The 24,286-nt window shown below is 70.4% G+C and carries 23 protein-coding genes; 15 read left to right on the top strand and 8 right to left on the bottom strand.

Annotated features, from left to right (window positions below; genetic code table 11):
* The 3 genes from AIIKEEIJ_RS00370 to AIIKEEIJ_RS32800 all read left to right on the top strand — a co-directional run.
* Positions 1-623, top strand: a 623-nt coding sequence (locus AIIKEEIJ_RS00370) for a CotH kinase family protein (RefSeq protein WP_202916373.1), incomplete at its 5' end; no start/stop codon positions are given.
* A gap of 250 nt (positions 624-873) precedes the next feature.
* On the top strand, positions 874-1,455 hold the full coding sequence (locus AIIKEEIJ_RS00375) for an AAA family ATPase (protein WP_161994651.1): 582 nt from the start codon (positions 874-876) through the stop codon (positions 1,453-1,455).
* Between the two features lie 228 nt (positions 1,456-1,683).
* Complete coding sequence (locus AIIKEEIJ_RS32800; RefSeq protein ID WP_274386201.1) at positions 1,684-2,079, top strand: sigma factor-like helix-turn-helix DNA-binding protein; 396 nt, start codon at positions 1,684-1,686, stop codon at positions 2,077-2,079.
* On the opposite strand, the gene AIIKEEIJ_RS00385 is transcribed toward AIIKEEIJ_RS32800, so the two are convergent.
* A complete protein-coding gene (locus AIIKEEIJ_RS00385; protein WP_161994653.1) occupies positions 1,997-3,631 on the bottom strand; it encodes a DHA2 family efflux MFS transporter permease subunit in 1,635 nt (544 codons plus the stop codon). The two genes, AIIKEEIJ_RS32800 and AIIKEEIJ_RS00385, sit on opposite strands and share 83 nt — an antisense overlap.
* Entirely contained in the window at positions 3,628-4,242 is a 615-nt protein-coding gene (locus tag AIIKEEIJ_RS00390; RefSeq protein ID WP_050036107.1) for a TetR family transcriptional regulator, read from the bottom strand. The genes AIIKEEIJ_RS00385 and AIIKEEIJ_RS00390 overlap by 4 nt, the downstream gene beginning before the upstream one ends.
* Positions 4,243-4,413: 171 nt before the next feature.
* On the opposite strand from AIIKEEIJ_RS00390, the gene AIIKEEIJ_RS00395 reads away from it, so the two are divergent.
* Complete coding sequence (locus AIIKEEIJ_RS00395; protein ID WP_102800201.1) at positions 4,414-5,589, top strand: ATP-binding protein; 1,176 nt, start codon at positions 4,414-4,416, stop codon at positions 5,587-5,589.
* A gap of 5 nt (positions 5,590-5,594) precedes the next feature.
* Here the strand turns inward: AIIKEEIJ_RS00395 and AIIKEEIJ_RS00400 are convergent, their stop codons facing one another.
* Positions 5,595-6,779: an ROK family protein gene (locus AIIKEEIJ_RS00400; RefSeq protein ID WP_043799978.1), complete on the bottom strand. Its 1,185-nt coding sequence runs from the start codon at positions 6,777-6,779 to the stop codon at positions 5,595-5,597.
* Positions 6,780-6,947: 168 nt separating this feature from the next.
* On the opposite strand from AIIKEEIJ_RS00400, the gene zwf reads away from it, so the two are divergent.
* Genes zwf through eda form a run of 3 tightly spaced genes read left to right on the top strand, consistent with a single transcriptional unit; the run spans position 6,948 to position 10,875 of the window.
* A complete protein-coding gene (gene zwf, locus AIIKEEIJ_RS00405) occupies positions 6,948-8,411 on the top strand; it encodes a glucose-6-phosphate dehydrogenase (RefSeq protein ID WP_161994654.1) in 1,464 nt (487 codons plus the stop codon).
* Positions 8,408-10,240 (top strand): phosphogluconate dehydratase, encoded by a 1,833-nt coding sequence (gene edd, locus AIIKEEIJ_RS00410; protein WP_161994655.1) that lies wholly within the window; start codon positions 8,408-8,410, stop codon positions 10,238-10,240. The genes zwf and edd overlap by 4 nt, the downstream gene beginning before the upstream one ends.
* 11 nt (positions 10,241-10,251) lie before the next feature.
* On the top strand, positions 10,252-10,875 hold the full coding sequence (eda, locus tag AIIKEEIJ_RS00415) for a bifunctional 4-hydroxy-2-oxoglutarate aldolase/2-dehydro-3-deoxy-phosphogluconate aldolase (protein WP_161994656.1): 624 nt from the start codon (positions 10,252-10,254) through the stop codon (positions 10,873-10,875).
* Between the two features lie 22 nt (positions 10,876-10,897).
* Here eda and AIIKEEIJ_RS00420 read toward each other — a convergent pair whose 3' ends face one another.
* The 5 genes from AIIKEEIJ_RS00420 to AIIKEEIJ_RS00440 are packed head-to-tail and all read right to left on the bottom strand — an operon-like array spanning position 10,898 to position 15,445.
* Positions 10,898-11,374 (bottom strand): OsmC family protein, encoded by a 477-nt coding sequence (locus AIIKEEIJ_RS00420; protein ID WP_235431134.1) that lies wholly within the window; start codon positions 11,372-11,374, stop codon positions 10,898-10,900.
* A complete protein-coding gene (locus AIIKEEIJ_RS00425; protein WP_161994664.1) occupies positions 11,371-12,708 on the bottom strand; it encodes an NtaA/DmoA family FMN-dependent monooxygenase in 1,338 nt (445 codons plus the stop codon). Before AIIKEEIJ_RS00425 ends, AIIKEEIJ_RS00420 begins: the two co-directional genes overlap by 4 nt.
* 34 nt (positions 12,709-12,742) lie before the next feature.
* Positions 12,743-13,828 (bottom strand): NrtA/SsuA/CpmA family ABC transporter substrate-binding protein, encoded by a 1,086-nt coding sequence (locus AIIKEEIJ_RS00430; RefSeq protein WP_161994657.1) that lies wholly within the window; start codon positions 13,826-13,828, stop codon positions 12,743-12,745.
* Positions 13,829-13,859: 31 nt separating this feature from the next.
* The gene (locus tag AIIKEEIJ_RS00435) at positions 13,860-14,609 is read right to left on the bottom strand and encodes an ATP-binding cassette domain-containing protein (protein ID WP_161994658.1); all 750 of its coding nucleotides are present in this window, start codon (positions 14,607-14,609) and stop codon (positions 13,860-13,862) included.
* Positions 14,606-15,445 carry an ABC transporter permease subunit gene (locus AIIKEEIJ_RS00440; RefSeq protein ID WP_161994659.1) on the bottom strand — a complete coding sequence of 280 codons (840 nt, stop codon included), beginning with the start codon at positions 15,443-15,445 and terminating at the stop codon, positions 14,606-14,608. Before AIIKEEIJ_RS00440 ends, AIIKEEIJ_RS00435 begins: the two co-directional genes overlap by 4 nt.
* Positions 15,446-15,635: 190 nt before the next feature.
* Between AIIKEEIJ_RS00440 and AIIKEEIJ_RS00445 the strand changes: the two genes are divergently transcribed.
* The 8 genes from AIIKEEIJ_RS00445 to AIIKEEIJ_RS00480 all read left to right on the top strand — a co-directional run.
* Positions 15,636-16,265, top strand: coding sequence for a GntR family transcriptional regulator (locus tag AIIKEEIJ_RS00445; RefSeq protein ID WP_050036112.1), 630 nt, complete (start codon positions 15,636-15,638; stop codon positions 16,263-16,265).
* A 22-nt stretch (positions 16,266-16,287) separates the two neighbouring features.
* Positions 16,288-17,454: an ROK family transcriptional regulator gene (locus tag AIIKEEIJ_RS00450; RefSeq protein WP_161994660.1), complete on the top strand. Its 1,167-nt coding sequence runs from the start codon at positions 16,288-16,290 to the stop codon at positions 17,452-17,454.
* A 212-nt stretch (positions 17,455-17,666) separates the two neighbouring features.
* Positions 17,667-19,109, top strand: a complete 1,443-nt coding sequence (locus tag AIIKEEIJ_RS00455; protein WP_006944106.1) for a sugar porter family MFS transporter — start codon at positions 17,667-17,669, stop codon at positions 19,107-19,109.
* Between the two features lie 43 nt (positions 19,110-19,152).
* On the top strand, positions 19,153-20,139 hold the full coding sequence (locus tag AIIKEEIJ_RS00460) for an ROK family glucokinase (protein WP_161994661.1): 987 nt from the start codon (positions 19,153-19,155) through the stop codon (positions 20,137-20,139).
* Between the two features lie 196 nt (positions 20,140-20,335).
* A complete protein-coding gene (locus AIIKEEIJ_RS33885; protein WP_161994662.1) occupies positions 20,336-21,616 on the top strand; it encodes a DUF6986 family protein in 1,281 nt (426 codons plus the stop codon).
* Entirely contained in the window at positions 21,604-22,938 is a 1,335-nt protein-coding gene (allB, locus tag AIIKEEIJ_RS00470) for an allantoinase AllB (protein WP_161994663.1), read from the top strand. Before AIIKEEIJ_RS33885 ends, allB begins: the two co-directional genes overlap by 13 nt.
* The gene (alc, locus tag AIIKEEIJ_RS00475; protein ID WP_102800203.1) at positions 22,935-23,903 is read left to right on the top strand and encodes an allantoicase; all 969 of its coding nucleotides are present in this window, start codon (positions 22,935-22,937) and stop codon (positions 23,901-23,903) included. The genes allB and alc overlap by 4 nt, the downstream gene beginning before the upstream one ends.
* A 174-nt stretch (positions 23,904-24,077) precedes the next feature.
* The coding region (locus tag AIIKEEIJ_RS00480; RefSeq protein WP_161994650.1) for a hypothetical protein at positions 24,078-24,286 on the top strand (209 nt) is incomplete at its 3' end.

Here is a 24,286-nt window from a genome sequence, read left to right on the forward strand (position 1 = left end):
CGAGCGACGAGGAGTTCGGCGCACACCTGTCGGAGTGGGTGGACGTGGACTCGTTCGCGCGGTACGTCGCCACGCAGAACCTGCTCGTCAACGGTGACGACATGAGCGGGCCGGGCCAGAACTACTACCTCTGGTACGACCTGCAGACGGGCAAGCTCTCCGTCGTGTCCTGGGACCTGAACCTGGCCATGCGAGGCGATGTCACCACCGGCCCGCACGACACCGTCTCGATGGCACCCGGCGCGATGGGCGGCCCCGGGCAGGGCGAGGCCGGCACCGCGGCGGCCGACCCCGGCACCATGCCCCAGCCGCGTGGGATGCTGCCTCCGGGCGCAGCTGCACCGCAGGGCGGGCAGGGGGCAGGCCGGGTGCAGTCCGGCAACAGCCTGAAGACACGGTTCCTCGAATCCGACGCCTTCACCCAGGTCTACGAGGACGCCTACCGGGACCTCCACGAACAGATGTACGGCAGCGGACGCGCCCTCGAGATGCTCGACACCCTGGTCTCGACCGTCCCTGTCAGCGACGCGCTCCCGGCCGCTTCCCTCCAGTCGAGCGCGGACTCGATGCGGTCCTGGATCGAACAGCGCACCGCTGCGCTCGCGGAGCTGCGTGACAGCTGAACTGCGTGACAGCTGAGCTGCGTGACAGTCGACCGGACGAGGCGCGAGCGCCGGGCGCGAGGTGCGGCCCGGTTTCACAGCCGGACCTCAGGAAGGACTCAGCGTCGGCCCAGTCCCTGCCGGCATCCTGGAGACGGCAGAATCGATCACGAATCTGCCCGCAGGGAAAGGAATCGTCATAACCACCTCAGTTCCGACGGTCCCCCACCCGGGACACCCGTCCGGGCACGACACCGGTGCCGTCTTCCTGATGACCGGTGGCGTTCCCGGAGCGGGTAAGAGCACCCTGCTTCGCCGGATCGAGCACGACATCCCGGGTCTGACCGTTCTCGATCCGGAGCGCCGAGCCGAACGCCTCGCCGCCGCGCTTCCGCCGGGCCTGCCGTATCGCTGGTACCGGCCACTGGTCCATCTCATGCACACCCTCGACGTGGTGCGCACCCTCCTGGCCGGACCGCACCGGAGCGAAGGGCCTGTGGCCGTTCACGACACCGCCACGCGCAGGCGCCGACGCGACTGGACGGCCCGCCTGGCACGGCGACGAGGCTGGACGCCGGTGCTGGTCTTCCTCGACGTGCCCCGCGATGTCGCGCGGGCCGGACAGCACGCTCGCGGGCGCGTGGTGAACGAGTCGTCGTTCGCGCGGCACTGGCAACGGTGGACGGCTCTGCGACCGCACCTCACCCGCGAGGACGACGCCCCGGCCGGGGGTCCGTGGGACCACGTCGTCGTCACCACTCGCGACGATGCGAAGAGCCGGGTGTTCGGCGTGCTGCCGCAGGACGGGACGGACCGCTGCGCACTCGGCGGCGGATCCCCGTGCGCGCAGTGACGATCTCCGGTACGCAGTGACGATCTCCGGCACCGCAGTGGCGATCTCCGGCACCGCAGTGGCATCGGCACCTCGGTGACCGGTGTCCCCGACACGTGTCGGGTTCACCGAAGGCGCACTTCCCAGCAGATCCACGGCTCACTCCCATGGACGCCCGAGGGTCGTCCGGTTGTGTGGGTGCGTGAACCGACGCGATGCGTCATGCCACAGCAAGGAAGGCACGACTCGATGACAACTCCCACCCAGGCCCTCGACACCGCCGACGCCCCGGCCGCACGCGGGAATCGGCCGGACGCCGTATGCGAGAGGGACGGTCCGGAGCTGCGCGTGCTGCGCTGCGAGCGGCAGCACGTCGACGCGCTGCTCTCGACGCTCACCCGCAGGCAACGCGAAATCCTGCGCCTGCGGGTGGTCGAGGGGTTGTCTGTGGAGGAGTCCGCCGCCGTCCTGCGGACGACGCCCGGCGCCGTTCGTGTGGGTCAGCATCGCGCGTTGTCCCGCCTTCGGGCGGCGCTGGCCGACCCCGCGCGCCTGGGCGCCGTCACGGGGCCGGGCGACTCCCGGTCTCGGCCTCGGCGGGGTGCGGTCGCGCGCCTGCCGCGTGCGTCAGCTGTTCCTCCGTGACCGCCTCACCGCGGGCGACCATGCCCGCCTCGTGCGACAGCGGGATCTGCCGCAGGAAGCACGCGATGACGAAGGCCACCAACAGGAACGGGATCAGGTACCAGAACACCGGTGCGAGGGAGTCGGCGTAGGCGTCGACCACGCCGGTGCGCACGGAGTCCGGCAGCTGGTTCAGGGCCGCGGGATCGAGCGTCGCCGTCGCCTGGCCGGCCTGCCCCGGGGAGGCCCCGGCTCCGGTGAACACGGCGGTGAGCTTCTCGGCCAGCCGGTTGGTGAAGATCGTGCCGAAGACCGCCACGCCGAGGGACGCGCCCACCTCCCGGAAGTAGTTGTTGGTGCTGGTCGCGGTCCCGATCTCGGTGGGCGGCACGGCGTTCTGCACCACGAGAACGACCACCTGCATGATCAGACCCAGGCCGAGGCCGAGGGTGAACAGCATCGTGCAGATCAGCCACAGCGGCGTGCTGCCTTCGAGGGTGGTCAGCCACAACATCGCGGCGGCCGTGACGAGGGCACCGGCGATGGGATACGCCTTGTAGTGACCGGTTTTCGTGATTGCGATGCCGGAGGCGATCGAGGTGGCCATCAGGCCGGCCATCATCGGGATCATCAGAAGGCCGGAGACCGCGGCCGAGGTGCCGGACGACATCTGCAGGAACGTCGGCATGAAGGCCAGCGCCGCGAACATGCCGAGGCCCACGGTGAAGCCGATCGCGGTGGCGTTGACGAAGATCGGATTGCGGAACAGCGACAGCGGGATGATCGGATCCTCGGCGCGGGACTCGACGAGGACGAAAAGGCTTGCCGCGACGAGCACTCCGACGGCGAGCGCGAGGGTCAGCGGATCGGTCCAGCCCCGGTCGCCACCGAAGTCCGTGAACAGGATCAGGCACGTAGTGGCGGCCGAGAGGGTGAGCACGCCGAGGAAGTCGACCTTCTTCTCGGGCCGCTTCGTGGGCAGCGTGAGGGTGAACCAGGCGATCGCGAAGGCGAGCACGCCGACGGGCAGGTTGATGTAGAAGGCCCAGTGCCAGGTCAGGTGGTCGACGAAGAAGCCGCCGAGCAGGGGGCCGGCGACGGCGGCCACACCGAAGACCGCACCGAGCGGACCCAGGTACTTGCCACGCTGGTCGGCCGGGACGATGTCGGCGATGATGGCCTGGGAGAGGATCATCAGGCCGCCGCCGCCGAGGCCCTGCATCGCGCGGAAGATCACGAACCACCAGAAGTCGGTGGCGAAGGCACAGCCGGCGGAGGCGAGGGTGAACACCGCGATGGCGACGAGGAAGAGGGTGCGGCGGCCGAACACGTCGCCGAACTTTCCGTAGATCGGCATCACGATGGTGGTCGCCAGCAGGTAGGCGGTGGTGATCCAGGCCTGGTGCTCGACGCCGCCGAGCTGCCCGACGATGGTCGGCATCGCGGTGGAGACGATGGTCTGGTCGAGGCTCGACAGCAGCATGCCGGCGATCAGCGCGGAGAAGATGAGCCAGATCCGGCGCTGCGTGAGCACCAACGGTGGTGCCGCGGGCCGGGACGACGTTGCGGTCACGGGTTTCCTGCCGTTTCGATGGGGTCGAGCCGCTGTCCGAACAGTCGCCGGACGATGTCGAGGTTGCGGAGCAGCAGCTCCGCGAAGGGTCGATCGGTGTCGTCGCCGAAGAACTCGTCGGCGGTGTGCCGGGTGATGTCGGCGAGCGCGTAGACGACGGTCCGCGGCAGCGGATCGTCGGGAGGCAGGTTCTCTCTCCGGGCGACGACCTCGGCGAACCGCCGGAGCTGGGCCTCGCCGTTGTGCAGGATGCGGGGCAGCAGCTGCGGCTCGCGGTGGATGATGTCGTGGTACTGCTTCGCGTGCTCGCGGGTGAAGTCGGTGCGCCCGATCTGGGCGAGGATCACCGCGACGAGGTCCTGGAGCAGCGTGGGGGAGATGCCGTCCCCGTCGTGCCGCCCGGCGGCCACGAAGGCGTCCTCCTCCTCGGGAGTCAGGCTGAGCGGGGGCTCGCCGAGGACCGCGTCCTCCTTGGACGGGAAGTAGTTGAAGAAGGTGCGCCGGGAGATCTCCACCCGCTCGCAGAGTTCCTCCACGGTGAACCCGGCAAGACCATGTCGGGCGGTGAGCGCGCGCGCCTCGCCGACGAGTGCGGCTCTGGTGCGCTCCATCCGGCGGTTCCGCCGCCCGGACGGAGTTGTTGCACTTTCATCCATAGAGTGCATGATTGCACCATTGTCCCGAGAGTGCAAAGAAGCCTGGTGTCTGCGGGCGACTATGGGACGTTATGGTCATTTATGGAGAACTTCAGATAGAACTCCATAAGTCTCTATACTCGCCCCATGGACCTCGAGCTCAATCCGTTCAAGCCCGGCTCCGGACTCCGGCCGCCGGCGCTCGAGGGGCGCGACGAGCAGATCGGGGCGTTCGAACTCCTGGTCGCCCGCAGCAAACGGCAGAACTACGACCGTGGCCCGATCCTGTCGGGACTGCGCGGGGTCGGGAAGACGACCCTGCTCAACACCCTCGTCGAGCACGCCGACCGGCAGGGATGGCTCACCATCGCCATCGAGGCCCGCCCCAGCGAGGCCGGCACCACCGCGGTCCGCGCCAAGCTCTCCCAGGAGCTGACGGTCGGACTGCGCCGCTACAGCCGCAAGCACCGGATCCAGCACGCGATCGACCCGCTCATCGACCTCGCCCGCGGCTTCTCCCTCGGCCTCGGCCTCGGCCCGGCGACCGCAAGCTTCTCCCTCGACCAGCGTCCGGCAGCCAGTGGCGACATCGATCTCGACCTCGAGGAACTCGTCGAAGCGATCACCGCCGAACTGCGGCCCAGATCCAGCGCATTCGGGTTGTTCATCGACGAGATGCAGGACCTCGACTCCGATCTGCTGTCGGCGCTGCTCGCCGTCCAGCACCGGGCGAGCCAGCGCGAATGGCCGTTCTTCCTCATCGGCGCCGGACTACCCAATCTTCCCGCGGTGCTGGCCGGCAACCGCTCGTACGCGGAGCGACAGTTCCTCTACAGCACCATCGGCCCCCTCACCCCGGCGGCCGCAGCCGACGCCCTGCGCATCCCGGTACGCCGTCAGGGCGGGGACTTCACCGACGACGCGCTCGCCGTGCTCGTCCAGGCCAGCGGCGGTTACCCGTACTTCCTCCAGGAGTACGGGAAGGCGATCTGGAACATCGCTCCACACAGCCCCTTTCAGCTCGAGGATGCCGAACTCGCCGTCGAGGTGGGCCGGCGTCACCTCGACGAGGGATTCTTCCCGTCGCGCTGGAACCGGGCGACCGACCGCGAGCGCCGTTACCTCACCGCGCTCGCCGCCACCGGCGAGGAGACCCCGCGGTCCGGGAAGGTCGCCCAGCTGATGGGCTCGACCGCCACCGGTGTCAGCGACGTCCGCAACTCGGCCATCCGCAAGGGCCTGATCTGGGCACCGGAGCACGGTCGCATCGCCTTCACCGTCCCGGGTATGGCCGACTTCATCCGCCGTCAACCGGCGGAGTAGCCGGATCAGCGGCCCCGCTCGGCCACCATCCGGTCCACGGCGCGCACGCTGAGCACCTGGTCGAGAGCCATGGAGGCGCAGCCGATCATCCCGGAGCGATCGCCGTGCGACCAGGGCAGGATCTGCAGGGCGCGGGTGGCCACGGACACCGCGTCGCGATAGAGGGTTTCGCGCAGTCCGGCGACGAACACGTCGTAGGCCTCGGCCATGTCGCCACCCACGACGAGCACCGCCGGGTCGAGGAGGTTGACGGCACCGGCGATCACCTCACCGATCCGCCGGCCGCTGTCCCGGATCATGCGGCGCGCCTCCGCATCCCCGCCGACGGCGAGGGCTACGACGTCGCGGATGTGGGTCACGTCCCGGCCCTGCTCCTGCAGGTCGCGGACCAGGGCCCAGCCCCCGGCGATCGCCTCGACGCAGCCGACGTCGCCGCAGCGGCACAGGACGCCCTGCGCGGCGGCGGTCTTGGTGTGCCCGATCTCGCCGGCCGCGCCCACCGCGCCGCGCTGCAGCACACCGCCCGACACGATGCCCGCACCGAGGCCCGTGGACGCCTTGATGAGGAGCATGTCATCGAATTTCCGTCGTTCGCCGAGCCTTTCGGCGAGCACCATGACGTTCGCGTCGTTGTCGACGAACACCGGCGCCGCACCGAGGCCGGCGAGGAAGGGCTGCAGCTCGACACCGTCCCAGCCGGCCATCATCGGCGAGTCGAGGCTGCAGCCGCGGACCGTGTCCACCGTGCCCGGCAGGCTCACCCCGATGCCGACGGTGCGGGGCGCGCCGGGACCGAGCGCGTCGCGCAGGTCGGCGAGGTGCGCGGCGATCTTCGGCATCAGCTCGCCCGGGCTCGCCCCGATCTCCTGCTCGAGGTCCTCGGTCCGGAGCAGTTCCCCGGCGAGATCGCAGACGGCGAGCTGGGTGCGGCTGCGGCCGATCGCGCCGACGAGCACGATGCCCGCGCCGGCCCCGAAGGTGAGGGTGAGCGGTGGCCGCCCACCGGTGGAGGGCCCCTCCTCCGTTTCGACGACGAGGCCGAGGTCCTGGAGTGCCGCGACCCGGGCGGCGACGGCGGTGCGGGAGAGCCCGGTGTGGTGCCCGATCTCGCTTCGGGTGGTCGCGGCGCCGGCGCGGACGAGGGCGAAGACCTCGCCCGCTGTGGCGGGCGCGCTGGAGGATCGGCTCATACCGCCATTGAACCAAGGAACCGCACCCGAGAGCGCCTCGTGCAGCCGCGGCGTGCTGCGTCGAACCTGACTTTGTTCTTAGAAATGCGTAAGTTTGTTGTTTCAGTGCGGAAGATGTTCTACGGTTGCCAGTGACAGCCCTCACCCCCTCATTCGGGAGGACAAGCCATGTCACCCGCCGCTCCCTGTACCGTCGTCGTCTTCGGCGGCACCGGCGACCTCGCCGTCCGTAAGCTCCTGCCCGCCCTCTACCTGCGCGATCACGACGGCCAGTTGCCGCCCGGCAGCCGGATCGTCGGCGCCGCGCGCGCCGGCCTCGACACCGACGGCTACCGCGACAAGGTCCGCGGCGAGCTCGCACGCTTCGTACCCGCCCACCTGCTGGACGCCGGCACCCTCACGCGGTTCCTGGACCGCCTCGACTACGTGAGCGTCGACTTCGCAGGCGGGGACGACTGGTCCGCCCTGCGCGACGTCCTGGCCCCGGACTCCGTGCGCGTGTTCTACCTCGCTTGCGCCCCTTCGCTGTTCGGGCCGATCTCCCATCACCTCGCCCGGCGCGGACTCGTCGAGCCGACGTCGCGGGTGGTGCTCGAGAAGCCCATCGGCCGCGACCTCGCGTCCGCCCGCGCGATCAACGACGCGGTCGGCGAGGTGTTCGACGAGTCGCAGATCTTCCGCATCGACCACTACCTCGGCAAGGAGAGTGTCCAGAACCTGCTGGTCACCCGGTTCGCCAACACCCTGCTCGAGCCGCTGTGGAACTCGACGTGGATCGACCACGTGCAGATCACCGTCTCCGAATCCCTCGGCGTGGGCACCCGCGGCGGCTACTACGACACCTCCGGGGCGCTGCGCGACATGCTGCAGAACCACCTGCTGCAGGTGCTGTGCCTGGTGGCGATGGAACCGCCGACGGTCGTCGACCGCGAGACCGTGCGCGACGAGAAACTCAAGGTGCTGCAGGCACTGCGGCCGATGACGCCCGACGACGTCGAAAGATTCACCGTCACCGGGCAATACGGACCCGGATTGGTCGACGGCGGTGCCGTGCCCGGGTATCGCGACGAGGTGGAGAACCCGGACAGCCGCACCGAGACCTTCGTCGCGGTGCGCGCGGAGGTGCGCAACTGGCGCTGGGCCGGCGTGCCGTTCTACCTGCGCACCGGCAAGCGTCTCGAGAAGCGCAGTTCCGAGATCGTGGTGCAGTTCAAGGACGTTCCGCACCCGATGTTCCCCCGGGCCGAGGGCGCCACCGAACCCAATCGCCTGGTGATCCGGCTGCAGCCCGACGAGGGCATCTGCCTGCACATGACCGCCAAGGAACCCGGGCCCGGCGGGATCCGCCTGCGTCCGGTGTCGCTGGATCTGAACTATGTGGACGCGTTCGACCGTCCGTCCCCCGACGCGTACGAGCGGCTGCTGATGGACGTGGTGCGGGGTGACCCGACCCTGTTCATGCGCCGCGACGAGGTCGAGACCGCGTGGGCATGGGTCGAGCCGATCCTGCAGACCTGGGACCGCACCGGCCGGGTGCCGCGCCGCTACCCGGCGGGTACGTCCGGCCCCACCGACGCGATCACCCTCATCGAGCGCGACGGCCGCGCCTGGTACGAAGGACCTTCCTCATGAGCCACGTCCATCCCGTTCTCGCCCGGGTCACCGACCGCATCGTCCGGCGCAGCCGGGCCGAGCGTGCCGCCTACCTCGAGCGGCTGCGCGCCGCCGCCGACAAGGGGCCTGCCCGCGGGCGCCTCGCGTGCGCCAACCTGGCCCACGGATTCGCCGCGGCCGAGCCCGCCGACAAGTCCGCGCTGCGCGGGCTGGTGAAGCCGAACATCGCGATCGTCTCGTCCTACAACGACATGCTCTCCGCGCACCGGCCCTTCGAGGAGTACCCGGCGCGGCTGAAGGCCGCGGTCCTCGAGGCGGGCGGCATCGCACAGTTCGCCGGCGGCGTCCCGGCCATGTGCGACGGCATCACCCAGGGCCGCGACGGCATGCAGCTGTCGCTGTTCAGCCGCGACGTCATCGCGATGTCCACCGCTATCGCGTTGTCGCACGACATGTTCGACGGCGCGCTCATGCTCGGGGTCTGCGACAAGATCGTCCCCGGCATGCTGATCGGCGCCCTGGGCTTCGGGCACCTGCCGACGGTGTTCGTCCCGGCCGGGCCGATGACGTCGGGGCTGCCCAACGGCGAGAAGGCCCGGGTGCGGCAGCTCTACGCGGAGGGCCGCGCCCGACGCGAAGACCTGCTCGAGGCCGAGGCCGCGTCCTATCACGGCGCCGGCACGTGCACGTTCTTCGGCACCGCGAACTCCAATCAGCTGCTGATGGAGGTGATGGGCCTGCACCTGCCCGGCGCGAGCTTCGTCAACCCGGGCACCGAGCTGCGGGACGCGCTCACCGACGAGGCCGCGCGCCGCGTCACCGGCCTCACCGCGCTCGGCTCCGCCTTCACCCCGGTCGGGGAGGTCGTCGACGAGCGGGCCGTCGTCAACGGCTGCGTCGCACTGCTCGCCACCGGCGGCTCCACCAATCACACGATGCACCTGGTGGCGATCGCGCGGGCCGCGGGCATCACGCTCACGTGGCGCGACCTGGCGGACCTGTCGGCCGTCGTGCCGCTGCTCGCCCGGATCTACCCCAACGGCGCGGCCGACGTGAACCACTTCCACGCCGCCGGCGGGCTCGGTGTCGTCGTCTCGGAACTGCTCTCGGCGGGCCTGCTGCACGACGACGTCACCACCGTCGCCGGCCCCGGTCTGCACCGGTACACGCAGGAGCCGCGGCTGCGCGACGGGACGCTGCAGTGGGAGGCCGGGCCGTCCGAGAGCCTGGACCGCACCGTGCTGCGCGGCGTCGTGGACCCGTTCGCCGTGGACGGCGGGCTCAAGGTGCTCGACGGCAACCTCGGCGAGTCCGTGCTCAAGGTGTCCGCGGTCGCCCCGGAGCACCACATCGTCACCGCGCCGGCCCGGGTGTTCGACGACCAGGCCGACTTCCTCACGGCCTTCGAGGCGGGCGAACTCGACCGCGACGTCGTGGCGGTGCTGCGTTACCAGGGCCCGCGCGCGAACGGAATGCCGGAGCTGCACAAGCTCACCCCCGCGCTGGGGGTGCTGCAGGACCGCGGGCGCCGGGTCGCGCTGGTGACCGACGGCCGGATGTCGGGCGCGTCCGGCAAGGTTCCCGCCGCCATCCACGTCACGCCCGAGGCCGCGGCCGGCGGCCCGCTCGCCCGCGTCCGCGACGGCGACCTGATCACCGTCGACGCCGTCGCCGGCTCGCTGTGCGTGCACCTGTCCGACGCCACACTCGCCGACCGCGTGGCGACCGGCCACCCCCCCACCGACGACGCCTGGACGGGCACGGGCCGGGAACTGTTCGCGGGCCTGCGGGCCGCCGTGGGCCCGGCCACCCTCGGCGCCAGCGTCTTCCAACCCAACCCCGCGTGAAGGAGACCCCGATGAGCCTGCTGGACGTGACCCCCGTCGTTCCCGTCGTCGTGATAGACGATGCCGCGGACGCGGTCCCGATCGCCCGGGCCCTCGTCGACGGCGGTGTGCCGATGATCGAGCTGACTCTGCGCACCCCGTGCGCCCTCGAGGCGATCGAGCGGATCGCCGCCGAGGTTCCCGAGATCACCGTCGGTGCCGGCACGATCGTCGAACCCGGCCAGGCCGCGCAGGCCGCGGCGGCCGGCGCGCGCTTCCTGGTGTCGCCGGGCGCGACGGAGTCGCTGCTGAAGGCCATGACCGACACGGGACTACCCCACCTGCCGGGTGCCGCGACCGTCTCGGAGGTGCTGCTGCTCCTCGAACGCGGCTACCGCGAGATGAAGTTCTTTCCCGCGGAGGCCGCGGGGGGCATCCGGTTCCTCGCGTCCGTCCACTCCCCCGTGCCCGCGGCCCGGTTCTGCCCCACCGGCGGGATCTCGGTCGCAACCGCCCCCGACTACCTCGCGCTGCCCAACGTCGGCTGCGTGGGGGGCTCGTGGCTCACCCCCGCCGAGGCGGTGCAGACCCGGGACTGGGCCCGGATCACCCGCCTCGCGCAGGTGACCACGAAACTACGCCTGGCCGAGGCGTAGGCGGACCGGGCTCGCCCCCGTCCTACTCGGACGCGACGGGGGCGAGCCCTCGTCCGTTGAGGCGCAGTTCCACCCCACTGCCGCGCCTGATCGTGTTGTAGATCGGGCAGGTGGCCACGAATTTCGCGGCCAGTTCCTCCGCGTCGCGGACCCCGGGGCCGTGGATTTCGAGCTCGAGCAGCGTCCGGTCGTAGACGGTTGGATCGTCCGTTCCCCGCACGTGGGACGCGCGGGCGGTGAGTGCATCGAGTTCGAGTCCGTCCGAGGCGGCATTGTGCTCGATGTTCGCGAGGGCGCAGGAGGCGAGCGCGGACAGCAGCAGTTCCCCGGCATGAACGGCCTCACCGTCGGCAAGCCTCGAATCGCTGACGAAGTGGTTGCCGCGAGCGCTGAGCACGAACCTGCCCGGGGCGCCGGCCGAGGTGCCGACGGCCACTGCATCGGCGATCGGCGCCGCGTCCACCGCGTCCGGATGGTGTGCGAATTGCCCGGCATTCACAGGCGCACTCCGGCGCGCTCGGCCCACTCGCCGTGCCCGGGACGGGACAGGCCGAGGTTCTCCCGCAGCGTGGCACCCGTGTACTCCGTACGGAGGATTCCACGCCGCTGCAACTGGGGCACCACCTCACGGGCGAACGTCTCGAATCCGCCGGGCTGGTGGGGTGCCTGCAGCGTGAATCCGTCTGCGGCACCGTCCTCGAACCACTCCTGCAGGCCGTCGGCGACCTCGGCCGCGGTCCCGATGAACCCGCCCTCGTAACGCCCGCCGTACTGCTTGCCGAGTTGACGCAGGGTGAGGCCCTCGCGCTCGGTGATCTCGCGAACCTCGTTGTAGTGCCCCTCCACTCCCGGCACCTCCACCTCCGGCAGCCGTTCGTCGAGCGGGAACGTCGACAGGTCGACATCGAGATGGTATGCAAGGGTGGACAATCCACCGATCGGTGGCACGAGTTCGAACATCTCCTCGGCCAGTTCCTTCGCACGGGCCGACGTGGGGCCGACGACCGGCGTGATCGAGGGCAGGATCTTGACGGACTCCGGATCCCGGCCGTACTTCGCTGCCCGCTCCTTGATTTCCGTGTAGAACGCCTGCGCCGACTCCTTCGATGCGTGACTGCAGAAGATCACGTCCGACCAGCGGGCGGCGAAATCCTTGCCCTTCGCGGAGGCTCCGGCCTGGATGAGGACGGGGTACCCCTGGGGCGGGCGCGGCACGTTGAGCGGTCCCTGCACCGAGAAGAACCGGCCCTGGTGATCGATGCGATGCACCTTGGCCGGCTCGGCGAAGAGCGGCTCGTCCGGGTCCAGGACCAGCGCATCGTCGTCCCAGCTGTCCCACAGCTTGCCGGTGACCTGCAGGAATTCGTCGGCACGCTCGTATCGGGTGGCTCGGTCGAACTGCTCGTCGAGGTCGAAGTTGCGGGCCTCCGATTCCTGGAACGACGTGACGATGTTCCACGCGACGCGGCCGGAGGTCAGGTGGTCGAGGGTCGCGAAGGTGCGGGCGAGGTTGAACGGCTGCGCGTACGTGGTGGACACGGTCGCGGCGAGTCCGAGATGCCGGGTTGCGGCGGCCATCGACGCGATGATCGGCAGCGGATCCATACGAAGGGAGCCGAGAGCACCGTAGCGGAGCTGGGAATCGGTGCTCCCTCCGAACCGGTCCGGGACGGACAGGATGTCCGGGAAGAAGGCGAGGTCGAAGCGGCCGCGCTCGAGGGTGCGCGCGATGTTCTGGTAGTAGTCGGCGTCGAGCCATCCCGGCACCGAGCCGGGGTGGCGCCACCCGCCCGGTCGTCCGGGTCCGGCGGTGACGAAGGCAGCGAGGTGCATCTGTGCGGTCACGAGAGTCTCCTGAGGTGAACGGTCAGGCCTGGGCGAGTTCAGCGGCGACGGCGGCACGAACGGAGTCGAACCTGCTGTCGGACAACCAGGTCTGCACATCGACGGGCTCGGGGTACACGCCGAGCCGGTGGAAGTTGTCGGCGAGATCCTGAGTGCCGGCGATCGCTCCTTCGTCGACGGCGGTGAACTGCCCCGCCCCGGAGTAGGACAATCGCCGGGCTTTCACCAGATCGAGGTAGACGTCCCGCTCGAGCGTCGAGTCACCGAACCCGCCGAGCGCCGTGAACTCGTCGACCGCCGTCTCCGGATTCGCCTCGACCCAGCGCTGGGCGTCGCGCACGTTGCGGGCAAGTGTCGCGGCGACCTCCGGATGATCGAAGGCGAAATCCTCGCTTGCGACGAAGAACGCGTAGTCGTACGTCTTCACTCCGGGCAGGGTTGCCGCGTTGTGCTTGCGCCGGGCCAGCTCGATGGTGGGCTGCCAGTTGATCCACGCGTCGACCTTCCCCTGGGCGAAGGCGGCTTCCGCATCGGCGGCAGTGAGATTGACGTAGTCCACGTCGTCGATTGTCAGCCCGGCGGAGTCGAGGTACTTGACCAGGCTGTAGGTGCCCGTCGTGCCCTGGTGGTCGGCGATGCGACGGCCGCGCAGGTCGGCGGCGCTCTTGATGTCGGATCCCTTGGGGACGAGGATGTCGACCTCGTTGGAGGGAAGCGGATAGGACACGAGCGGCACGACCGGGACGTTGCCGCCGATCGCGTAGATGACGGCGGTGGCCGTGGCGAACGAGAAGTCGACGCTACCGGCCTTGATGGCCTCCATCACCGGCAGCGATGCAGGGAAGCCGGACGGATAGGTCACCGGCACGCCGAGATCCGAGGCCAGGTCGAAGCCTCCGAGGTTGTGGGACAGGACGGTGCCGGGTTCGGCCTTGCCGTCGCCGATCAGTGCGTAGCGCACTTCGGTGAGTGCCTTCGCGGCACCCGACGAGTCCTTCGTGCCGCAGGCGGCCAGCGCTCCGATGCCGGTGACCGCGAGCGCTCCGAGGCCCGCGGCCTCGAGGAATCGCCGGCGGCCGAATCCGGGAAGTGGCGAGCGGGAATTCATAGGGGACAACCTCTCTCGGATCGAGCTGATATCAGTGGTCGGGATGGACGGCACGCTCGGCGTCGAGGAGTCCGGTGAGCAGCTCCTCCTTCCAGGCGGCGAGCTGCGCGTCGCCGCGATGCCGCGGCCGCTCCTGGGGAACGCGCAGGTCGCGCGTGATGCCGGAGGGAGTGAGCAGCAGGACGCGATCGGACAGCACGAGCGCCTCCTCCACGTCGTGCGTGACGAGCAGGACCGTGCGCGGGTGCTCCACGAGCAGACGTTCGAGCAGCTGGTGCATCGTGACGCGGGTGACGGCGTCGAGAGCCCCGAACGGCTCGTCGAGGAGCAGAACCTCCGGCCGGTGGAGCAGGGCCCGCGCGAGCGCGACGCGCTGGCGCTGGCCGCCGGACAGTTCGGCCGGCCAGTTCTTCTCCCGACCCGTGAGTCCGACCTGCCCGAGGAGTTCGGCCGCACGAGCACGCGCTCCACGGGTGCCCAGAGTGACGTTGCCCAGGACCGACTTCCAGGGCAGCAGCCGATCCTCCTGGAACATCATCCGCGAGGTGTGGCCGCCGGCGGGCACACCTCCGGTCGGTTCGACGGTGCCGGCTGCGGGCACTTCGAGACCGGCGAGGATGCGGAGCAGCGTGGACTTGCCGACCCCGCTCGGGCCCAGGATCGAGACGAACTCGCCCGGGGCGACGTCCAGGTCGATATTCCTCAGTACCCAGTGGTCGCGGTACCGCTGTCCGATGCCGCGCAGGCACAGGCCGACGAGTTCGTCTGCGACCGTCTTCACCGGTTCTCCCTTCGGTAGTTGGCATTCCAGCGCAGGACGCGTGCCTCGATGAGGCGGACGATCTGGTCGGCGAGCAGACCGGCAACCGCGTAGAGAACGATGGCAAGGACGATGCGATCGTTGCGGAGCATTTCCCGGCCGTTCTGGGCGAGATACCCGATTCCTTCGCGGGTCGCGATGGTTTCGGCGACGACGAGGGTGAGCCAGGCGACGCCCAACGCGTATCGGATGCCGTTGAGGACGACCGGCATGGCCCCGGGCACCACGATCTCGCGGATGATGCCCCAGGGGGTCAGGCCGTAGGAGCGGCCGAGCTGGATCAGCTTTGCGTCGACCGTGCGGATTCCGTTGACGGTGTTCAGGTACACCGGGAAGACGACGCCGAGGATCACGAGAACGATCTTGGGCAGTTCGCCGATCCCGAACGCGGCGATGAGCAGGGGCACCAACGCCAGATGCGGGAGTGCGCGCACCATCTGCAGGGTGCGGTCGAATATCCCTTCCGCGATGCGGGAGAGGCCGACGGCGAAACCCAGGACGAGACCTATGGTCGCGCCGATGACGAAGCCGATGACGATGCGCCGGAGGCTGACTGCGATGTGCGACTGCAACTCGCCCGTGGACCACAGCGAACGCGCGGTGTCGAGGACGTCGGTCGGCGGCGGCAGGACGGAGGCTGGGACGACTCCCTCGGTGGAGGCCCACTGCCAGCTCAGCAGAACCAGCAGCGGAACTGCCCAGGGCAGCAGCAACGCCCACGGCAGCACCCATCGAATCCCGGCGGTTCGCTCGCCGCCCTGCACGCTCGCAGAATCGGGTGCGATTGCCTCACTCATGAGTCGAAGTCGGGATGGAACGGATCATGCGGCACTCCTCGATCGGTCGGACGCCGGTCACGTTATCCAGAGGTGCACGCACATGTCGTCAGTTGTATACACATGGATTCAAACTCTGTACACGCGCCCACGAGCGTGATACGGCTTGACGAATCCCTCGACACGAACCGCCCCGACAGGAAGGAAGCCGGTGACATCTGCAGGCCCGGGTCCCTACAGCGAACTGCGCACACGCATCATCTCCGGCCGCTACGCCCCGGGCGCGCTACTGGTTCCGGCCACAGTGGGCGAGGAACTCGGGGTGTCCCGGACACCGATCAGGGAGGCGCTCATCCGGCTGGAACTCGAAGGCCTCGTGACGAAGGTGTCGCGCGGCTTCGTCATCCGCGAGCGGTCGCCGGAGGAGATTCTCGACATCTGCGAAGCACGCATCGCACTCGAATCCGTCGTGGCGCGTTCCGCGGCACTCCGACGCACCGAGTTCGACCTCGCGATGTTGCGGCGGGCACTCGAGTCGGCACGGACCGGGGTTCCCGACGAACGTCTGCGGGCGCATGCCGAGTGGCACATCGCGCTGCGGGTCGCAGCGCACAACCCCACCATCTCCGAGTTGATGGAACTGCTCGACGCCCGCCTCCATGTCTACGACGGGACCGCGTCCCGATCCACCGCCAATCTCGATCTGATCGAAGCCGAGCACGAGGAGATCTACCGCGCCGTGGTCGACGGAGACGGGGAGCGCGCGAGCGAGTTGATGGTTGTCCACCAGACGAGGACCCGCGACCTGCGAATCGCCGAGATGGTCGAATCAAAGCGGTAGCACCGGGCGGTACGCTGGGCAGATGCGTGAGGAGAACGACCACCCCGGCTCGCAGTCGTCGCTGCGTACAGCCAATCAGCAACGGGTGGTAAGGGTTCTGCAGTCCGGTGGCGAACTCACCCAGGCGGAGATCGCCCGGCGCACCGGTCTGGCCCCGGCCACGGTGTCGAATCTGGTGCGGGAACTGACCACCAGCGGCCTGGTGGAGGTGGCCGCGGCCGAGCGCCCGGGCCAGCGGGGGCGGGCCGTGAAGCTCACCCGGTCGGCGGGCCTGGCCGTCGGAATCGATTTCGGGCACCGGCATCTCACCGTCGCCGTCGCCGACCTGTCGCACGAGATCCTCGCCGAGAAGCGGGTCGAGCTCGCGACCGGACATCGCGCCGAGGACGGGATAACAAGGGCCGGTGCGCTTCTCGACGACGCCCTCGTCGAACTCGGGTGCGGACGCGACGCCGTCGCGGCCGTCGGTATGGGCCTGCCCGCGCCGGTCGAGTCCGCCACGCACCGGATCGGCGGGCCGTCGATCCTGCCGGGCTGGGTGGGCGTCGACCCGGCCGCACTGGCCGCCGAGCGGCTCGCGCTTCCCGTCCACGTCGACAACGACGCCAATCTCGGTGCGCTGGCCGAGCACATCTGGGGCGCCGGGTGCGGCGTGGACGACCTGGCCTACATCAAGCTGTCCGACGGCGTCGGCGCCGGACTGGTGCTGGACGGGCGGCTGTACCGGGGCCGCGCCGGCACGGCCGGCGAGATCGGCCACACCTCCCTCGACGAGTTCGGCCAGGTGTGCCGGTGCGGCAACCGCGGCTGCCTCGAGACGATGGTGGCCTCGCACGTGGTGATCGGGCTGCTCGAGCCGAGCCGGGGGCCCGGCCTGACGATCGCGGACGTGGTGGCACTCGCCGAGGCCGGCGACGCCGGGTGTGCCCGGGTGCTCGCGGACACCGGCCGCCACGTCGGGGTCGCGGCGGCAAGCCTGTGCAACCTGCTCAATCCGCAGCTCCTCCTGATCGGCGGCGAACTCGCCCTGGCGGGAGAGCTGCTGCTCGAGCCCCTGCGTCGCGCGATCGAGCGGTACGCGGTGCCCAGCGCCGCGCGCACCGTGCAGGTACGGACGGCGGCGCTCGGCGCCCGGGCCCAGGTACTCGGGGCGGTCGCCCTCGGACTGCGGGCGGCCAGCCCCCGCTGAAGATCATCTTCGAGGCTTCGACGCCGCTTCACGTCCAGAACTAGGTTCAAATTCGAACATATTCAGCGCCTCAAGACGTTTTTTCATTCATTTCTTGACGACTGATGCCGCTGCGTCCTACTGTGGTCCAGCACACAGTTCGCGTGACCGCCGCCACTCGCCTCCCGGAACGGGACCGCCGCGGCCGGGTCCCGCCGCCCACGAGGAGTCCCATGAGCAACCACGTCGCGCTCCCGACCGTCCCCGACACCGGACCGGACACCGCCGGCGCCCCGGTGCCGGTCCGCATCGCCGCCATCGCCGCGCTCGGCGGCCTGTTGTTCGGCTTCGACAGCGCCGTCATCAACGGTGCCGTGTCGGCCATCGAATCCCGGTTCGCCGTCTCGTCCGCCGTCCTCGGCTTCGCGGTCGCCTCGGCCCTGCTCGGCGCGGCCGGCGGCGCCGTCCTCGCCGGCCGCATCGCGGACCGCTACGGCCGGCTCACCACCATGCAGGTCGCCGCCGCGATGTTCCTGGTCAGCGCGCTGGGCACCGGATTCGCCTTCAACGTCGAAACTCTCGTCCTGTTCCGCATCGTCGGCGGTGTCGGCGTCGGACTCGCCTCCGTCATCGCCCCCGCCTACATCGCCGAGATCTCCCCCGCCCGGGTACGCGGTCGCCTGGGATCGCTGCAGCAGCTCGCGATCGTCGTCGGCATCTTCGCCGCCCTGCTCGTCGACTACGCCCTCGCCGCCCTCGCGGGTGGCTCCCGCGAGGAACTGTGGTTCGGGCTCGAGGCGTGGCGCTGGATGTTCCTGTCCATGACCGTTCCCGCCCTCGTGTACGGATTCCTGACGCTCACCATCCCGGAGTCCCCGCGCTATCTCGTCGCGAAGGGCCGCATCGGGGAGGCCCGCGGCATCCTCGGCACGCTGCTCGGCGAGCAGGGCATCGACCTGCGCATCGAATCGATCCGCGCCACCCTCGGCCACGAGCGCACCCCGTCGCTGCGCGACCTGAGAGGACCCGCGCTGGGCCTGCTGCCCATCGTGTGGATCGGCATCGGGCTGTCGGTGTTCCAGCAGTTCGTCGGCATCAACGTGATCTTCTACTACTCCAGCATCCTCTGGCAGGCAGTGGGATTCGACGAGAACAGCTCCCTCGTCATCACCGTCGTCACGTCCGTGGTCAACATCGCCACCACCCTCGTGGCCATCGCGTTCGTCGACCGCATCGGACGCCGGCCCCTGCTGATCATCGGCTCGGCCGGCATGGCCGTCACCCTCACCACGATGGCCGTCGTCTTCGCCACCGCCTCCACCACCGTCGTCGACGGTGTGACCACCCCGCACCTGACCGGACTGCAGGGACCGATCGCGCTGATCGCCGCGAACCTGTTCGTCGTCGCGTTCGGCATGTCGTGGGGACCGGTCGTGTGGGTCCTGCTCGGCGAGGCCTTCCCCAACCGGATCCGCGCGGCGGCACTGTCGCTCGCCGCCGGCGCGCAGTGGGCGGCCAACTGGGTCATCACCGTGAGCTTCCCCGCCATGAAGGAACTGTCGCTGGGGCTGTCGTACGGCTTCTACGCCGTGTGCGCGGTGCTGTCGCTGCTGTTCGTCCTGCGCTGGGTCAAGGAGACCAAGGGCCGCGAACTCGAGGACATGGACGCCGCCTGAACCCGGGCACCCCGGTAACAGAACAGTCAGGGAGAGAACAGACATGGCACTGACCATCGGAATCGACGTGGGCGGCACCAAGGTCGCCGCCGGCGTGGTCGACGAACACGGCACCCTGCACGCCCGGCTCCGCCGCGCCACCCCGTCGGACGACCCCGCCCGCACCGAGGACGTCGTCGCCGACGTGGTCCGCGAACTCCGCGCCGCGCACGACGTGTGCGCGGTGGGCATCGGCGCCGCCGGATTCGTCGCGTCCGATCGCCGTACCGTGCTGTTCGCCCCCAACCTCGCGTGGCGCGGCGAACCGCTCGGCGAGGCCGTCGAGGCCGCGTGCGGGCTGCCGACCGTCGTCGAGAACGACGCCAACGCCGCCGCCTGGGGCGAGGCACGCTTCGGCGCCGGCCGGGGTGCCCGCACCGCGATCGTGCTCACCGTCGGCACCGGCATCGGCGGTGGTCTGATCATCGACGACGCCCTGCACCGCGGAGCCTCGGGGCTGGCCGCGGAACTCGGCCATCTCAACGTCGAGCCGCACGGCCGTCGCTGCGGGTGCGGGAACCACGGCTGCTGGGAGCGTTACGCCAGCGGGCGGGCCCTGGTGCGGGAGGCGCAGGAGATCGCGAGCGTCTCGCCCGCGCTCGCCGGCCGGCTGCTCGAGCTGGCCGGCGGGCGCGCCGAGCAGATTACCGGGCACCACGTCACCACCGCCGCCCGCGAGGGCGACGCCGCCGCGCTCGAGTGCTTCCGCACGATCGGCACGTGGCTCGGGCACGGCATGGCGGACCTCGCCGCGTTCCTCGACCCGGAGGTGTTCGTCCTCGGCGGCGGTGTGTGCGAGGCCGGCGAACTGCTGCGCGGGCCCGCCGTCGCCACGTTCGCCCAGCGGCTGACCGGACGCGGGCACCGCCCGGCCGCCCCGGTGCGGCTGGCCGAGCTCGGCCCCGACGCCGGGATCGTCGGCGCCGCTGACCTGGCCCGACGCCGCACGGATCTGTCGGCCACGCGCCTCGATCTCTCGGCCGCCGGCTGAGCACCCGCCCGGGTGGGGCGAGCGAATGTATCACCGACTCGGACTGAGGAGGTGAGCGATACATTCGCTCACCGCACGCGGCCCACCGCGTAACACCGTCGTTACCGCGGTTAACCGTTCGCTTGACACGACGCCACTACCGTCGGCGGAGCCACGCGTATACAGCCGTGGATACAGACGACGGGAGTGTGCAGCGGTGGACGGACTCGAACGGCTCCACGCCTCGCTCGACGCGACGCTCGGGCCCGTCGACGCCGCGTACGCCACCGCCTATCCCGGGACGACACCGGCGCGGCAACCCGTGCACACCGTGTACGTGCCGGCCCACCGGTACGACGCGACGACCGTCGCCGAGTGGGGTGCACACGCCCGCCGGGCGCTCGACGAGAACTGCTCCGGCCCCGGCGACCTGGCCGGCGTGACGGGGATCGAACCGGAGCTCGCCGAACAGGTCCTACCGCTCGTGCGGGCCAAGCTCGGCACCGAGCCGATCGAAGATCTGCGCATCGACTTCGAGGACGGATTCCCCCAGACGGACGTGCCCGGCCCGCACCGCGACGCCGACGAGGACGCCCACGTCGCCCGGGCCGCCACCGTTCTCGCGGGCAATCCCTCCGCCACCCCGTTCGTGGGGCTGCGCTTCAAGTGTCTCGAGCCCGCCACCCGCCGTCGCGGGATCCGCACGCTCGACGCCTTCGTCGGTGCTCTCGCCGAGAAGACCTCCGCTCCGGACGGTTTCGTCGTGACCCTGCCGAAGGTGACTGCACCCGAGCAGGTCTCCGCGATGGTCACCGTGTGCGAGCACCTCGAGCGTGCGCACGGGCTCGCCGTTCCCCTGCGGTTCGAGATCCAGATCGAGACCCCGCAGGCGATCTGCGGTCCCGACGGCACCGCCCAGGTGGCGCGGATGCTGCACGCCGCCGCGGGCCGTTGCGCGGGACTGCACTACGGCACCTACGACTACTCCGCCGCGTGCGGCATCGCCGCCGAATACCAGGCCATGGACCACCCCGTCGCCGACCACGCCAAGGCCACCATGCAGGTGGCCGCCGCCGGCACCGGCGTACCCCTGTCCGACGGATCCACCAACCGCCTCCCCGTCGGCACCCGCGAACAGATCCGGGCCGCGTGGGGCCTGCACGCCCGGCTGGTGGAGCGGTCGCTGCGCCGCGGGTTCTACCAGGGCTGGGACCTGCACCCCGCGCAACTGCCCACCCGCTATGCCGCGACGTTCGCGTTCTACCGCCGTTCGTTCCCCACCGCGGCGGCCCGCGTCGCCGCCTACCTGTCGCCGGGGCGTGACTCCGGCTATCTCGACGAACCCGCGACGGCCCGCGCCCTGGCCACGTTCCTGCTCCGCGGCCTCGCCTGCGGAGCCCTCACCGAGACCGAGGTCCGCGACCGCGCGGAGACCACGCCGGACCGGCTGACGCGGCTCGCGGGCCGACAGGAAGGACCCACCGGATGCCCACCGTGATCCGCACGCGACGCGCCGTCGTCGGCGACCGCGAACACCCCTGCTCGGTCGTGCTCCGGGACGGGCGCATCGCCGCGATCGGGGCCTACGACGCCCCTGCCCCCTCGGGCGCCGAGGAGTTCGTCCTCGCCGACGACGAGGCTCTTCTGCCCGGTCTGGTCGACACGCACGTGCACATCAACGACCCCGGCCGCACCGAGTGGGAGGGATTCGCGACCGCGACCCGCGCGGCCGCCGCGGGCGGCGTCACCACCGTCGTGGACATGCCGCTCAACTCCGTGCCGGCCACCGTCGACGTCGCTGCGCTGGAGGTCAAGAAGAAGGTTGCCGCCGAACAGATCTCGGTCGACGTCGGATTCTGGGGCGGCGCCGTGCCGGGCAACCTCGCCGACCTCGAACCGCTCTGGGACGCGGGCGTGTACGGCTTCAAGTGCTTCCTCGCCCATTCCGGGCTGGACGAGTATCCGCCGCTCGACCGGGACCAGATGTTCGCCGCGATGCGCACGATCGCGGGCTTCGGGGGCCTGCTCATCGTCCACGCCGAGGACGGGCCCACCCTCGACGCCCAGCCGCCGGCCGCGGGCCGCCGGTACGCCGGCTTCCTGCGGTCGCGTCCGCCGGCCGCGGAGTCGCGGGCCGTCGCCCAGGTGCTCGAGGGCGCCCGGGAAACGGGTTGCCGCACCCACATTCTGCACCTGTCCGACGCCGGGAGCCTGCCGCTGATCGCGCAGGCCAAGGCCGACGGCGTGCCCGTCACCGTCGAGACGTGCCCCCACTACCTGTCGCTGTTCAGCGAGGAGATCCTGGACGGTGCGACCCATTTCAAATGCTGCCCGCCGATCCGCGAGGCGAGCAACCGGGAAGACCTGTGGCGCGGCCTCGCCGAGGGCACGATCGACGCGGTGGTCTCGGACCACTCGCCGTGCGTGCCGGAACTGAAGAAGTTCGCGACCGGAGACTTCGCCGAGGCGTGGGGCGGCATCTCGTCGCTGCAGCTCGGCCTGCCGATCGTGTGGTCCCAGGCCAGGCGCCGCGGCCACACCCTGACGGAGGTGACCCGATGGATGGCCCGAGGCCCCCGCGACCTGGTGGGCATGACCGACCGGGGCGAGATCGCGATCGGCAACGTCGCGGACTTCTGCGTCCTCGCCCCCGACGACGCGTTCGTCGTCTTCCCCGAACGCCTGCACCACCGCAACGCCGTCACCCCCTATGCCGAGACCGCGCTTGCCGGGGTGGTCCGCGGGACGTGGCTCGGCGGCCGCCCCGTGGGCCGGACGCCGCGCGGGCGCCTGCTCGACCGTGAGAGGACGAACCCGTGACCGACCCCGCCTTCCTGCAGCTGCCCGACCTCGCGTCCCGGACCCTCGCCGGCTCCGTGGTGTACGCCAACGACGAACTGTTCGCCCAGCGGGAGAATCTCGTCACCCCGGAACCCCCGGCCTTCGACACCGGGGACTTCGGGCACAAGGGCAAGGTGTACGACGGCTGGGAGACCCGTCGGCGCCGCGAACCCGGCCACGACTTCGCGATCGTCCGGCTCGGGGTGCCCGGAGTCGTGCGCGGCGTGGTGATCGACACCGCATGGTTCACCGGCAACTACCCGCCGTTCGCCTCGGTGGACGCCGTCGAGACGGAGGGGTATCCGACACCGGACCAGCTGCTCGCGGCGCCGTGGCAGCCGATCCTCGACAAGGTGGCCCTCGCCGGGGACACCGCCAACACCTTCGCGGTCGACAGCGAATTCCGATGGACACACCTGCGGCTCAACATCTTTCCCGACGGCGGGGTGGCCCGGCTGCGGGTGCACGGCGAGCCCCGGCCCGACCCGGCGTTCCTCACCGGGACGATCGACCTCGCCGCGCTCGAGCACGGGGCCGACGTGGTGGACTGCTCGAACCGCTTCTACTCGTCCCCGCGCAACATCATCGCCCCCGGCCGGGCGCGGCACATGGGCGAGGGCTGGGAGAACGCCCGCCGCCGCGACGGCGGCAACGACCATGTGGTGGTGCGCCTGGCCGGGGAGGGCCACGTCGACCACGTCGAAATCGACACCTCGTACTTCGTCGGCAACGCCCCCGGGTGGGCACGACTGATCGGAATCCCGGACGGCGCAGCGCTCTCCGACGAATCCGCGTGGGTCGAGCTCGTGCCGCGGACGGCACTGCTGCCCGACTGCCGGCACCGGTTCCGCGTCGACGCGGCCGTGCCGTTGCGGCACGTGCGGCTCGACGTCTACCCCGACGGAGGCATCGCCCGGCTGCGCGTGCACGGGCGGCTGACGTAGGCGGTGCGTCCTTTGGGTGGCGGCAACAGCCCAAAGGGCACACCGGCGGCGTCAGCCGCCTGCGGTGAGAAATTGATTACCTGCGCGAAACGTAGTGGCTGTCGCCCGTAAAGGCGCTGGGCTAGAACTGTATTCATCACCGTATACAGCCTTGTGTCCCGGACGGAGCCCTCCATGGCAACAGCCCATCCCGTCGACACCCGACTGCCCTTCGGGCGGCAGTTGGCGTTCGGCATCCAGCACGTCCTGATCATGTACACCGGCTTCCACATCCTCGACATGCCGATCGCCGGCCGGATGTTCGACGGACAGGGACGCAGCCTCGACGAGCACTGGCAGGGCAGCCCGCAGGCGTTCCTGGGGTCGTCCGTCGCGGGCTTTCC

It is taken from the genome of Rhodococcus sp. YH1 (genome assembly GCF_009939605.1).
Lineage (GTDB): Bacteria > Actinomycetota > Actinomycetes > Mycobacteriales > Mycobacteriaceae > Rhodococcus > Rhodococcus aetherivorans.